Genomic DNA, 12,832 nt, shown 5'->3' with positions numbered 1-12,832 from the left:
TGTTTTCTATTTTGTGATAGCATGAAATTTGGAAATAAACATCAAGAGGAGGACTATAAATGAAGTTAATTTCATGGAATGTAAATGGTTTGCGAGCTGTTATCGCAAAAGGTGGATTTTTGGAATATCTTGAGGAATCAAGTGCTGACATATTTTGTCTACAAGAGATTAAATTACAAGAAGGACAAATTGATTTAAATCTAGAGGGATATTATACATACTGGAATTATGCTGTGAAAAAAGGATATTCAGGAACGGCTATTTTTTCAAAAAAAGAACCGATTTCAGTTACATATGGTTTAGGCATTGAAGAGCATGATCAAGAAGGACGACTTATTACTTTAGAATTCGAAGATTTTTACATGATAACGTTATATACACCAAATTCAAAACGTGGATTAGAACGATTAGATTACAGAATGAAATGGGAAGATGATTTCAGGTCCTATATCAAACGATTAGATGAGAAAAAACCAGTTATTTTTTGTGGAGATTTAAATGTTGCTCATAAAGAAATCGATTTGAAAAATCCAAAAAGTAATCGTAAAAACCCTGGATTCTCTGATGAGGAACGAGAGAAATTTTCATGTATTTTAGAAGAAGGGTTTGTTGATACGTATCGTTATCTTTATCCTAATCAAGAAGGTGCATATTCGTGGTGGTCGTATCGTATGGGCGCGAGAGCGAAAAATATCGGATGGCGTTTAGATTATTTTGTTGTTTCGGAAAGAATGAAAGACCAAATAACAGAAGCGAAAATTAATAGTGAAGTAATGGGATCTGACCATTGTCCAGTTGAATTACATATAAATTTCTAAAAAAAGAAGTATCCATCTAACATTAGGCGGATACTTCTTTTTTAATTCAGTTTGTTAAAATTTTTCAAATCTTTCTTGAAATAATTGCATATTAAATATATACTTAGTAACGATAATCATTATCAATGAAAAATATTATCAATGGATGAGGTATAAAAGAATTATAGCTTAGGGGAAGTGAACGAGAATGAGTTCTGGATAGAATTATTAATCTAATGAAATATATATGTAAGACAAGTTTCATATAGTTAAATTTTATTGAGAATATAGTTTGGAAAATTCGAGAGGAGATATATAAAGATGAATAAAAAGTTATTTACATTAGGGATGGTTACAGTTTTAAGTGTAGGTTTAGCGGCATGTAATAGTGCGGATAAAACTTCAGGCGAGCAAAAACAACAGACAAAAGCTACGGAAACGAAAAAAGATGAAAAACGAAAAATTACATATTTAGGTAAAGAATATACAGTGCCAGCAAAAGTAGATAAAATTGCGACAGCTAGTTTAGAGTCAATGGAAGATGCGGCAGTACTTGGAATTAAACCAGTTGGTGCCATTACTGTTGGTGGTAAATTACCGAAGTATCTTGAGAAAGATTTAGAAGGTGCGAAATCTGTTGGTGAGAAAATGGAACCAAATTTCGAAACATTACTTCAATTAAAACCAGACGTTATTACATCAAGTACGAAATTCCCAGCAGAAACAGCTGAAAAGTTTACGAAAGTAGCTCCTACATTCCCGGTATCACACGTTTCAACAAATTGGGAAGATAACTTAAAGTTAATGGGAGAATTAACTGGTAAAAAAGATAAAGCAGAAAAAATTATTAAAGACTACAATTCGGACGCTGAAAAAGCAAAAGCAAAACTAGGAGATAAGTTAAAAGATAAAAAAGTACTTGTCATTAGACTAAGAGCAAATGACTTATTCCTATACCCAGAAGGAGTATACTTTAACCCTGTAATTTATAAAGATCTTGGACTAACTGCTCCAGAACAACTTAAAACGGTAAAAGCACAAGAAAAAATTTCTTTAGAAAAATTAGCTGAAGTTAATCCTGATTATATCTTCTTACAATACGAGGCAAGTGAAAATAATAAACCGAAAGTGTTAGAAGACATTGAAAATAATCCAATTTGGCAAAGTATGAACGCTGCGAAAGAAAAGAAAGTATTTGTAAATGTTGTAGACCCAATGGCACAAGGTGGTACAGCTTGGAGTAAAACAGCATTCTTAAAAGAAGCCGTGAAAAATTTATCTAAATAATACAATAAGTAAGGTGCGTTGAATGATATGCAGAAAACAAATGCAGTACCAGTAACTATATTATGTATAGCACCCATACTCATCTTATTTACAATTATACTTTCGATTTTGTATGGGGCAAAAAGTATTGACGCTGAAACAGTGTGGAACGCATTATTTCATTTTGATTCAAGCGATGTAAACCATAATATTATTATTACTTCACGTTTACCAAGGGTAGTTGCAGCTCTTTTAGTCGGAGCATTTCTAGCCATATCAGGAGCACTTATGCAGGGGATGACAAGAAACTATCTTGCATCCCCTTCTATTATGGGTGTGACGGATGGCGCTGCCTTTGTTATTACACTTAGCATGATTTTTCTTCCGGGAATGTCATCAATTGGTATGGTTTTATGTTCAATGATTGGTTCTGCACTAGGCGCCGGTATCGTGTTTGGTTTTGGTTCGCTCCTTCAAAATGGCTTATCACCAGTTAGGTTAGCGATTATAGGAACAGTTATTGGAACATTTTTAAGTAGTGTATCGGCTGCAATGGCTTCGTATTTCCAAATTTCTCAAAATGTTAGTTTTTGGTTTAATGCAAAGTTAGATCAAGTAGATCCTAATATCATTAAAATCACGATACCGTTTGGGATAATTGGAATAATTTTAGCACTGTTAATATCAAAATCTATTACCATTCTTTCATTAGGCGAAGAGGTTTCTATTAATTTAGGGCAACGTACAAAACTAGTTAAAGCGATGGCAATTTTATCGGTAATTTTCTTAACAGGAACAGCAGTTGCTTTAGTGGGGAAAGTTGGTTTTGTAGGTTTAATTATTCCGCACATTACCCGCTTTATAATTGGGGTAGATTATAAGTGGATTTTGCCATGTGCAGGTGTTATTGGTGGCGTTTTCTTAGCGTTATGTGACGTTTTGAGTAGATTTGTAAACTATCCATTTGAAACACCTATTGGAGTCGTTACCTCCTTAATTGGAATTCCTTTCTTCCTCTATTTAATCCGTACTAGAGGAGGAGAGAGACATGCTTAAAAGTTCAAGTCAACGTTTCGGAATGACGATGGGGATTATTATATTTTTAATACTATGTGCTATTTATATTAGTTTAACAAATGGTACGTTCGACATTACTATTACAGATGTATTTAAAACACTGTTTAGAATTGATCCAGTATCAGAACATGATTTAGTTATTTTTGAGTTTCGTCTTCCGCGTATCGTAATTGCTGGATTAGTAGGATTAGGTCTTGGTGTTGCGGGTGCTGTTATTCAAGGGATTACGAGAAATGGATTGGCGGACCCAGGTATTTTAGGAGTAAATGCCGGAGCAGGAACAGCGATCGTCATTTTTATGTTTTTCTTTCAAGGGCAATTAAAAAGCACAGACTGGGTTTCTATTATGATGATGCCAATGTTTGGTTTAGTAGGCGGATTAGGTGCAGCTATCATCATTTATCTGTTTTCTTGGAAAAACGGTAAATTAGATTCGCAGCGACTTTTATTAACAGGAATTGCAATTGGATCAGGATTTGGAGCCTTTTCTATGTATTTATCACTCAAAATGAAGTCAACTGATTTTGAAATGGCCGCAGTGTGGGTGTCTGGAAGCATATATAGTGCGAACTGGAAGTATATTGTGGCTATGTTACCATGGCTTATTATCTTAATTCCGCTTATACAAAAGAAAGCTTATTTATTAGATTTATTTCAATTGGAAGAAACTAGTATTACAAGTTTAGGTGTTTCAGTAGAAAGAGAGAAATCGATTTTACTATTAAGTAGTATCGGGCTTGTGAGCGCATGTGTTGCTGTTTCAGGGAGTATCGGTTTTATTGGCTTAATGGCACCGCATATTGCGAAAAGGCTTGTCGGTATTCAACATAAGTATATAATTCCTACGTGCGGCGTAATCGGAATGTTTCTTGTAATTGCTTCAGACTTTATTGCGAAAACAGTTTTCACACCTGTAGAGCTACCAGTTGGAATCGTTATTTCTATTGTCGGTGTACCATATTTCTTATATTTACTTTATAAGGCGAAAGCGTAAGAGGAGGAATAAAAGTGAGTATTTTAAGTGCAAAAAATTTAGAAACAAGTTATGAAAAGCTTACAGTGTTTCGCGATTTAAATGTGGAAATACAAGAAGGAAAAGTAACGACAATTATAGGTCCAAACGGTTGCGGTAAATCGACATTGTTAAAAACAATGGGAAGAATTTTAAAACAAAAAAGCGGAAAAGTATATTTACAAGGGCAAGATTTACATACAATTCCAACGAAAGAAATTGCGAAGCAGTTAGCTTTACTCCCGCAAACTCCAATTGCACCAGGTGAACTTAAAGTGGAAGAATTAATTTCTTATGGACGCTATCCACATCGAAATAACGTAAATAAGTTAACGACAAAAGATAAAGAAATGATTGATTGGGCATTAGATATAACGAAAACTTCTGAATTTCGAACGAGACAAATTGCAAATTTATCAGGTGGCCAAAGACAAAAGGTATGGCTAGCGATGGCATTAGCACAAGAAACAGAAGTGTTGCTATTAGATGAGCCAACTACATACCTTGATATGTCTCATCAATTAGATGTATTACAAATTGTGGAGAAGTTAAATAAAGAACATAATTGTACGGTTGTTATGGTATTACATGATATTAACCATGCAGCAAGGTTTTCAGATGAAATTATTGCAATGAAGGAAGGAGAAATTGTTACAACTGGTAGCCCAGAAGAAATCATTACAAATGAAGTGTTAAAAGAAGTATTTCATATTGATGCACGTGTCATGATTGATCCGTATAACGGGGCTCCTGTTTGTTTCGGTTATGATAGCGTTGTATCTCAAGAAGAAAAAATCGAAATATATGTAACAAGTTAAAAAGGGGGGGATAGGGTGAATACTACAGTTGAAAAACAGCAGATTATAACATCTAATACAGAGCAGTGGAAAATGTATTCAAAATTAGAAGGTAAGGAATATCAAATTCATATTTCAAAGCCGAGGCAACCAGCAACGGATTCAGGATATCCTGTCATTTACGTATTAGATGGCAATGCCTTTTTTCAAACATTTCATGAAGCAGTTAAAATACAATCAGTAAGAGCGGAAAAAACCGGTGTTTCACCAGCTATTATAGTAGGAGTGGGTTATCCAATTGAAGGCGCATTTTCAGGGGAAGAAAGGTGCTATGATTTTACGCCTAGCGTAATTTCAAAAGATGCCCCTTTAAAACCAGACGGTAAACCGTGGCCTAAAACAGGAGGAGCACATAATTTCTTTACTTTTATTGAAGAAGAACTGAAACCACAAATTGAAAAGAATTTTGAGATTGATAAAAGTAAGCAAACGTTATTTGGGCATTCTTTAGGTGGCCTATTCGCTTTGCATATATTATTTACAAACTTGAATGCTTTTCAAAATTATTTTATTAGTAGTCCATCTATATGGTGGAATAATAAATCCGTTCTTGAAAAAGAAGAGAACCTTATAATTGAATTAAACAATGCTAAGTTTGAAACAGGAGTGTTCCTTACAGTTGGATCACTTGAACGAGAGCATATGGTTGTAGGTGCAAATAAATTATCAGAGCGCCTTCTCCAAGTAAACCACGATAAACTTAAATTTAAGTTTTATGAAGCTGAAGGGGAGAATCATGCATCTGTTGTGCCGACGTCTTTAAGTAAAGGATTGAGGTTTATTAGTTACGTATAGGAAAAAAGGTTATGGATAAAACATTCCATAACCTTTTTTAATATGTAGAATTGTCCTTTTCGAAAGTTTTGTTTCAACTTTTCGTCTAAAGAGACAAAAAGTTGTCACAAATCGGTCACAATTAGCATAAACATAAAATAGACGAAATGAACTTATTTCCAAAAAGGCTTGGTTTATTTCAATCATGATTCGTAGAGTTGAAAAAGCATGGATTAAAAGTTCACTATATTCCCAAGGAGGTAGATCGTATGAAAACTATTCTTGCTATCGCTGGACTTATTTGGGTTTTATCGCATGGCATTCCAATTTATGAAGGAGAACAAATTCGCAGTGCTCTAAATAAAAATTTTAATGAATATCATATCATTGATCGGCAAGATAATGTTGTGACAGTTCGAGTAAATGACTGTTTTCATACGGTAACCGTTGAAGGAACTTCAGTAGTGAATGATACAAAAGTATGTGATCAGCAATAATTATATATGGAAAGAAAAATTCTCGGATTAAATATCTGAAAATTTAAATTTAAACATTATAGACGAAGAATAAGCGGGGGCGGGTAATCCCCGCTTATTCTTGTTTCACTTTATTGAATTTTGATGAGAGATATAATGATTTTTTGACAAAAAGGAAAGGGTATACTGAAAATTGAGATTAAGAAGCTAATGAGTTGTTAAGAATAATCATAAAGTGTAAATATACTCTTATGGGGTATCATGCGTAGATATTTAATGCTATAATTGGTATACTCATAAAAAACAATTGTTTTATTGGATGAAGAGAAACTTTAAGAAGGTGATAATATGGATCATAAAGAGCATGAAGCAGTAACACATAGATCAGAAAAAGAAAAAGAACAGATTATAAATAGATTAAAGAGAATTGAAGGACAGGTCCGCGGTATTCAAAACATGATTGAAAATGATCGTTATTGCGTAGATATTTTAGTGCAAATTTCAGCGATTAATGCAGCGATGAAAAAAGTAGGAATGGGCGTTCTCAAAAATCATACGAGTCATTGTGTTTCAGGAGCTATTAAAAATGGAAATGGTGACGAAGCAATTGAAGAATTAATGACAGTATTTGAACGTTTTTCAAAAGCGTAAAAACAAGCTAGTATTTAACTGGCTTGTTTTTTTGTTTACCCTCATATTGGATTTGGGTGTATTGTAGTGAAAAAGTGTGTGTAAAATAAACTTTTAGAAAATAATTGAAAAATCATGATACAAAACCATTGATTACCTTAGGGGGGTATGGTAAGATGTAATTGTGATTAACAAACAATGAATAAACAAGAGGAGGATTTTAAATGGAACAGTTAACATTACAAGTTGAAGGTATGTCTTGTGGACATTGTGTAAATGCTATCGAAAGCAGTGTGAAAGAGCTAAACGGTGTTGAACAAGTGAAGGTTCAATTAGCAGAAGGAACTGTTGAAGTTACTATCGACTCGTCTGCTGTAACATTAAAAGATATCGTTGCTGTAATCGAAGATCAAGGATACGATGTTCAATAATTATTTTTAGATATGGAAATAAATCGTACTTTAAATGAAGTACGATTTATTTTGCTAATAATTATACCTCATAAGGGTATATAGAGGTGAGAGACATGAATGAAAAAAAAGAGGCCAATCTTCAAATATCAGGAATGACATGTGCGGCATGTGCAAATAGAATTGAAAAAGGTCTAAAAAAAGTAGAAGGTGTTCATGAGGCAAATGTAAATTTTGCGCTTGAAAAAACAAAAATAATGTACGATCCAACTAAAACAAATCCGCAACAATTTAAAGAAAAAGTTGAATCATTAGGATATGGAATTGTAAGTGATAAAGCTGAATTTACTGTTTCAGGAATGACATGTGCAGCATGTGCAAATAGAGTTGAAAAGCGTTTAAATAAGTTAGATGGTGTGAACAAGGCGACAGTAAATTTTGCTTTAGAATCAGCCACAGTAGACTTTAACCCTGATGAAGTTAATGTAAATGAAATGAAGAGCGCGATTACGAAGCTAGGATATAAATTAGAAGTGAAACCAGATGATCAAGATGCATCAACTGATCATCGATTACAAGAAATTGAAAGACAAAAGAAGAAGTTTATTATTTCGTTTATTTTATCTTTCCCATTATTATGGGCAATGGTTAGTCATTTCTCATTTACGTCATTTATTTATTTACCAGATATGTTAATGAACCCTTGGGTGCAACTAGCACTTGCAACTCCTGTTCAATTTATCATTGGTGGACAGTTTTATGTTGGGGCTTATAAAGCGTTACGCAATAAAAGTGCTAATATGGATGTTCTCGTGGCACTTGGAACGTCGGCCGCGTATTTTTATAGTGTATATTTAAGTATTCAATCTATTGGTTCTTCGGAACATATGACAGATTTATATTTTGAAACGAGTGCGGTACTTATTACATTAATTATTTTAGGTAAATTATTTGAAGCGAAAGCAAAAGGGCGCTCATCAGAAGCAATTAAAAAATTGATGGGTTTACAAGCGAAGACAGCTACAGTTGTGCGAGATGGAACAGAAATAAAAATTTTGATTGAAGAAGTAGTAGCTGGTGATATCGTCTATGTAAAGCCTGGTGAAAAAATACCAGTAGATGGTGAGATTGTAGAAGGAAAATCAGCGATTGATGAATCGATGTTAACGGGTGAAAGTATTCCTGTTGATAAGTCAATTGGGGATGTAGTAATAGGTTCGACAATAAATAAAAATGGTTTTTTAAAAGTGAAAGCAACTAAAGTAGGCAGAGATACTGCATTAGCTCAAATCATTAAAGTAGTAGAAGAGGCACAAGGTTCAAAAGCTCCTATTCAAAGGGTAGCGGATCAAATTTCAGGTATTTTTGTACCGGTTGTAGTTGTGATTGCCATTATCACATTTGCAGTATGGATGATATTTGTTACACCTGGTGATTTTGGCGGAGCACTTGAGAAAATGATAGCAGTACTTGTTATCGCTTGTCCATGTGCGTTAGGTCTTGCAACGCCTACATCTATTATGGCAGGATCAGGAAGATCGGCTGAGTATGGTATTTTATTTAAAGGTGGAGAGCATTTAGAAGCAACGCACCGATTAGATACAGTTATTCTAGATAAAACAGGTACTGTGACAAACGGAAAGCCTGTGTTAACAGATATAATTGTAGCAGATGGATTCCATGAAGAAGAAATACTACGTTTAGTAGGTGCGGCAGAAAAAAATTCTGAACACCCACTTGCAGAAGCGATTGTGGAAGGAATTAAAGAAAAGAAAATTGATATTCCAAGTTCAGAGACGTTTGAAGCGATTCCTGGATTCGGTATCGAATCAGTCGTAGAAGGAAAACAATTATTAATTGGCACACGTCGATTAATGAAGAAATTCAATATTGATATTGAAGAAGTTTCAAAATCAATGGAAGAGCTAGAACGAGAAGGAAAAACAGCAATGCTTATTGCAATCGATAAAGAATATGCTGGTATAGTTGCCGTTGCAGATACTGTGAAAGATACTTCAAAAGCAGCTATCGCAAGACTGAAAAAAATGGGTCTAGACGTTGTGATGATTACAGGAGATAATACACAAACTGCTCAGGCGATTGCAAAGCAAGTTGGTATTGATCACGTAATTGCAGAAGTATTGCCAGAAGGAAAAGCAGAAGAAGTGAAAAAACTGCAAGCAAATGGTAAGAAAGTAGCGATGGTTGGAGATGGGATAAATGATGCTCCTGCTCTTGCTACAGCGAACATTGGTATGGCAATTGGAACGGGAACGGATGTAGCGATGGAAGCAGCGGATATAACGTTAATCCGCGGTGATTTAAATAGTATTGCTGATGCGATCTTTATGAGTAAAATGACGATAAGAAATATTAAACAAAATTTATTCTGGGCATTAGCTTATAACGCGTTAGGAATTCCAATTGCGGCATTAGGCTTCTTAGCCCCTTGGGTTGCTGGAGCAGCGATGGCATTTAGTTCTGTATCCGTTGTATTAAATGCATTACGATTACAAAGAGTTAAATTAAAATCTTAAAAAGTTACATTAAGTAATTGAATAGAATTAAAGAACAATACTTTGAATAAGTATTGTTTTTTTGTTCGTATAGAAATTAAAACGATATAATAAAGAAGAATTATTGAATCGTATGTAGTAGAAAAGTTAAGAGGTAGTTTGGTAAGGAGACTTATATATGTTAAAAGATATTATAATTAGAACATTTCAGAAAGAAGATTTAAATCAAGTATTACAATTGTTCTATGAAACAGTTCATACGGTTAATGCAAAAGATTATAATGAGTTACAGCTACAAGCATGGGCACCAGATCGACTAGATAGAGAAAGCTGGTTAAAGTCTTTAGAAAAGAATATTAGTTATGTAGCGGATCATAATGGTGTGATAGTCGGATTTGGAGATTATAATGAGGATCATTACGTAGATCGTTTATTTACACATAAATATTATCAAGGGAAAAGGATAGCCTCATCCATATTACAGAAGTTAGAAAAAGAAGCAGTGAACCTAGGGCATAGGGAAATCTATACAGAAGCGAGTATTACAGCAAAACCTTTCTTTGAAAGTAAAGGTTTTATTTGCATAAAGGAACAAAAGAAACAGCATAATGGTCAGATTTTTATTAATTATGTTATGAAAAAAATATCCTTCTCATAAATGAGAAGGATATTTTTCATTATTTTACAGCTTCTTTTAGTTCTTTACCAGCTTTGAAAGCAGGTACTTTAGAAGCTGCGATTTGCATTTCTTCACCAGTTTGTGGGTTACGGCCTGTACGAGCAGCTCTTTCACGAACTTCGAATGTACCGAATCCGATAAGTTGTACTTTTTCACCAGCAGCTAAAGTGTTAGTGATTGATTCTACTACAGTTTGTACAACTACAGTAGCTTCTTTTTGAGAAATCTCAGCATTTTGTGCTACGTTTTTAATTAATTCTGTTTTGTTCATGTTTTTCACCTCATATGTAAATAATGCTATTTAAGTTGTTATTATAACGTATAAAACATTCGAGAACAAGTGTACGTACATATATTCGCAAAAAAAATGAAATTTGTAATATTTTTTAGGACATTTTATAGACATTCCATTTAAGCAGACAGAGATTTGTTCTTCATTTCAGTCTTCTCTTGATGAGAAGGTAGTTTCTTATTATAAGATATGAAGTAAGGTAGTGCTACAAATAACATACCTCCTACTAAATTTCCGAAGAAAACAAAAATGAAGTTTGGAAAATATTCGATCCAAGTTAAATGACCGGCAAAAATTGCAGCTGGGATGACAAACATATTGGCTACAACGTGTTGAAATCCAATTGCAACAAAAGTCATAACTGGGAACCAAATACCGATAATCTTTCCGATAAATTCTTTACTTCCCATACTGAGCCAAACAGCTAAACAAACGAGCCAATTACATCCGATTGCAGAAATAAATGCTTGCAATGGTGTATCTTGTAGTTTCGCTTGAGCGATAGAAATAGTTTTCGCTAAAAAAGCTCCTTCAGTTAAGCCGACGATATGACCGAAAAAATAGGCTACGAATACAGCTCCTATGAAATTGCTAAATGTAACAATAACTAAATTTCGTATGAAATAAAATAAAGTAATTTTCTTTTGGAGCCAGGCCATAGAAACTGTCATCATGTTACCAGTTACTAGTTCACCGCCTGCAAGAATAACGAGAATAAGACCAACAGGGAATACAGCAGCGCCTAGAAAACTAGAAAATGATCCCCAATATTTTGGCATTGTCCCAATAACATGAATATCGAGTAAATACCCTAATGCGATAAAAGCACCACCAAAAAAACCAAGAATTAGCATAGGGAGCAATGATAAATGAGCTTTTTTCCTTCCTGAATTCGCAGCAAGTTCCGTAATTTCTTCTGGTGTAAATACAGACATGAATAATCCCTCCGTAATAAAATGATGGAATGAATAGAAAAAATTTCAAAAATCTATGTATTATAAAAATATGTTATGACTTCTGTATAAAATTGTCAAAGTGAATAGAGAGGGAATTAAAAATTGATAACATTGTTCATGTTGTCACATGAATGTAACAATAAGGATTTAAAGTGTTTGTAGAGGTGAAAACATGAATACGAATCATGTAAAAAAAGAACGAAAAAAATCAATCATAAAGATATTTATTATTAGTTTTATAAGTATATTAATGATACCAGTAAGTTTGTATTATTATGCGACAGAAATAGAACGAAAACTAGTAACAGTTACGTGGAATGAAATAGAAGCTTCTACAATTCCTAAAGAGTTTAATAATAAAAAAATATTGCAGTTTTCAGATGTACATTTAGGGCCAGAGTTTACATTGAAGCAACTTGAACATTTGGTGGAGAAGATGAATGAAATACATCCAGATATCGTAGTTTTTACTGGAGATTTAATAGATAAATTTGGGTCTTATAGTGCGGAAAGAGAAGAAGCAAAGGCTATTTTGCAGAAAATTTACGCGCCCTTAGGGAAATATGCTGTGTTTGGGAATCATGATAGGGGCGGGGGCGGTAGTTTATTTTACAAAAAATATATGGAGGAAGCTGGTTTTTCTGTATTAGTAAATGAAGTGCAGAAAATTAAAGTGGAAAACGGCAAATATATTACAATATCAGGTTTAGATGATTTTCTATTAGGGAAGCCACAAATAGATTCAACTTTAAAAAACTTGAAACAAAATGATTTCAACATGTTATTAGTACATGAGCCGGATGTTGTAACCAAAATAAATCGTTACCCAATGGATCTTCAACTGTCAGGACATAGTCACGGAGGACAAGTCCAAATTCCTTTTGTAGGTCCATTAATTACTACCAAACTAGCTGAGAATTATGTTGAAGGTATGTATGAAGTAGAGGGGAAGAGTAAGCTGTTATATTTATATGTAAATCGTGGCATTGGGACTACTAGGATGCCTGTTAGATTTTGGAGTGTACCTGAACTTTCAGTTTTTGTATTGAAGCAAAATAGTAACTAATGTATTCAATTCCACATCATCATT

General features: G+C 33.8%; 14 protein-coding genes. 12 read left to right on the top strand and 2 right to left on the bottom strand.

The annotated features are described in order from the left end of the window. Positions 1 to 59: 59 nt before the first annotated feature. From AC1Q51_RS05780 to AC1Q51_RS05730, 11 genes are all read left to right on the top strand, one after another. A complete protein-coding gene (locus AC1Q51_RS05780) occupies positions 60 to 818 on the top strand; it encodes an exodeoxyribonuclease III (RefSeq protein ID WP_090977242.1) in 759 nt (252 codons plus the stop codon). Positions 819 to 1,118: 300 nt separating this feature from the next. Next, positions 1,119 to 2,084 (top strand): iron-hydroxamate ABC transporter substrate-binding protein, encoded by a 966-nt coding sequence (locus AC1Q51_RS05775; RefSeq protein WP_001035498.1) that lies wholly within the window; start codon positions 1,119 to 1,121, stop codon positions 2,082 to 2,084. A 27-nt stretch (positions 2,085 to 2,111) separates the two neighbouring features. Continuing rightward, complete coding sequence (locus tag AC1Q51_RS05770; RefSeq protein ID WP_001173040.1) at positions 2,112 to 3,119, top strand: FecCD family ABC transporter permease; 1,008 nt, start codon at positions 2,112 to 2,114, stop codon at positions 3,117 to 3,119. Next, positions 3,112 to 4,134 (top strand): FecCD family ABC transporter permease, encoded by a 1,023-nt coding sequence (locus AC1Q51_RS05765; RefSeq protein ID WP_000920452.1) that lies wholly within the window; start codon positions 3,112 to 3,114, stop codon positions 4,132 to 4,134. Before AC1Q51_RS05770 ends, AC1Q51_RS05765 begins: the two co-directional genes overlap by 8 nt. 14 nt (positions 4,135 to 4,148) lie before the next feature. Further along, positions 4,149 to 4,970 carry an ABC transporter ATP-binding protein gene (locus AC1Q51_RS05760; protein ID WP_000025764.1) on the top strand — a complete coding sequence of 274 codons (822 nt, stop codon included), beginning with the start codon at positions 4,149 to 4,151 and terminating at the stop codon, positions 4,968 to 4,970. Positions 4,971 to 4,985: 15 nt separating this feature from the next. Continuing rightward, on the top strand, positions 4,986 to 5,804 hold the full coding sequence (locus AC1Q51_RS05755) for an alpha/beta hydrolase (RefSeq protein ID WP_492331435.1): 819 nt from the start codon (positions 4,986 to 4,988) through the stop codon (positions 5,802 to 5,804). Between the two features lie 248 nt (positions 5,805 to 6,052). Then, positions 6,053 to 6,280 carry a hypothetical protein gene (locus tag AC1Q51_RS05750; RefSeq protein ID WP_000849103.1) on the top strand — a complete coding sequence of 76 codons (228 nt, stop codon included), beginning with the start codon at positions 6,053 to 6,055 and terminating at the stop codon, positions 6,278 to 6,280. Between the two features lie 327 nt (positions 6,281 to 6,607). Further along, entirely contained in the window at positions 6,608 to 6,910 is a 303-nt protein-coding gene (locus tag AC1Q51_RS05745; protein WP_000349637.1) for a metal-sensing transcriptional repressor, read from the top strand. A 203-nt stretch (positions 6,911 to 7,113) separates the two neighbouring features. Continuing rightward, the gene (gene copZ, locus AC1Q51_RS05740; RefSeq protein WP_000436973.1) at positions 7,114 to 7,320 is read left to right on the top strand and encodes a copper chaperone CopZ; all 207 of its coding nucleotides are present in this window, start codon (positions 7,114 to 7,116) and stop codon (positions 7,318 to 7,320) included. 95 nt (positions 7,321 to 7,415) lie between these two features. Then, positions 7,416 to 9,836 carry a heavy metal translocating P-type ATPase gene (locus tag AC1Q51_RS05735; RefSeq protein WP_001003176.1) on the top strand — a complete coding sequence of 807 codons (2,421 nt, stop codon included), beginning with the start codon at positions 7,416 to 7,418 and terminating at the stop codon, positions 9,834 to 9,836. Positions 9,837 to 9,993: 157 nt separating this feature from the next. Next, positions 9,994 to 10,473 (top strand): GNAT family N-acetyltransferase, encoded by a 480-nt coding sequence (locus tag AC1Q51_RS05730; RefSeq protein ID WP_000910164.1) that lies wholly within the window; start codon positions 9,994 to 9,996, stop codon positions 10,471 to 10,473. A 19-nt stretch (positions 10,474 to 10,492) separates the two neighbouring features. Here the strand turns inward: AC1Q51_RS05730 and AC1Q51_RS05725 are convergent, their stop codons facing one another. Continuing rightward, positions 10,493 to 10,765 carry an HU family DNA-binding protein gene (locus AC1Q51_RS05725; protein ID WP_001043904.1) on the bottom strand — a complete coding sequence of 91 codons (273 nt, stop codon included), beginning with the start codon at positions 10,763 to 10,765 and terminating at the stop codon, positions 10,493 to 10,495. 140 nt (positions 10,766 to 10,905) lie between these two features. Then, positions 10,906 to 11,721: a formate/nitrite transporter family protein gene (locus tag AC1Q51_RS05720; RefSeq protein ID WP_000110543.1), complete on the bottom strand. Its 816-nt coding sequence runs from the start codon at positions 11,719 to 11,721 to the stop codon at positions 10,906 to 10,908. A 193-nt stretch (positions 11,722 to 11,914) separates the two neighbouring features. Here AC1Q51_RS05720 and AC1Q51_RS05715 point away from each other — a divergent pair, with 193 nt between their 5' ends. Further along, complete coding sequence (locus AC1Q51_RS05715; RefSeq protein ID WP_001095330.1) at positions 11,915 to 12,808, top strand: metallophosphoesterase; 894 nt, start codon at positions 11,915 to 11,917, stop codon at positions 12,806 to 12,808. Positions 12,809 to 12,832 lie beyond the last annotated feature (24 nt).

The organism is Bacillus sp. MT94 (assembly GCF_058792475.1).
Note: the sequence above shows the minus strand (reverse complement) of the source record. Positions and strands in the feature narration are given on the sequence as shown.

Bases quoted from the DNA above. Each gene is read 5' to 3' on its own strand.
- AC1Q51_RS05745 (WP_000349637.1), top strand. From the start codon at position 6,608: ATGGATCATAAAGAGCATGAAGCAGTAACACATAGATCAGAAAAAGAA.
- AC1Q51_RS05780 (WP_090977242.1), top strand. From the start codon at position 60: ATGAAGTTAATTTCATGGAATGTAAATGGTTTGCGAGCTGTTATCGCA.
- AC1Q51_RS05775 (WP_001035498.1), top strand. From the start codon at position 1,119: ATGAATAAAAAGTTATTTACATTAGGGATGGTTACAGTTTTAAGTGTA.
- AC1Q51_RS05770 (WP_001173040.1), top strand. From the start codon at position 2,112: ATGCAGAAAACAAATGCAGTACCAGTAACTATATTATGTATAGCACCC.
- copZ (WP_000436973.1), top strand. From the start codon at position 7,114: ATGGAACAGTTAACATTACAAGTTGAAGGTATGTCTTGTGGACATTGT.
- AC1Q51_RS05750 (WP_000849103.1), top strand. From the start codon at position 6,053: ATGAAAACTATTCTTGCTATCGCTGGACTTATTTGGGTTTTATCGCAT.
- AC1Q51_RS05765 (WP_000920452.1), top strand. From the start codon at position 3,112: ATGCTTAAAAGTTCAAGTCAACGTTTCGGAATGACGATGGGGATTATT.
- AC1Q51_RS05725 (WP_001043904.1), bottom strand. From the start codon at position 10,765: ATGAACAAAACAGAATTAATTAAAAACGTAGCACAAAATGCTGAGATT.
- AC1Q51_RS05735 (WP_001003176.1), top strand. From the start codon at position 7,416: ATGAATGAAAAAAAAGAGGCCAATCTTCAAATATCAGGAATGACATGT.
- AC1Q51_RS05720 (WP_000110543.1), bottom strand. From the start codon at position 11,721: ATGTCTGTATTTACACCAGAAGAAATTACGGAACTTGCTGCGAATTCA.
- AC1Q51_RS05715 (WP_001095330.1), top strand. From the start codon at position 11,915: ATGAATACGAATCATGTAAAAAAAGAACGAAAAAAATCAATCATAAAG.
- AC1Q51_RS05730 (WP_000910164.1), top strand. From the start codon at position 9,994: ATGTTAAAAGATATTATAATTAGAACATTTCAGAAAGAAGATTTAAAT.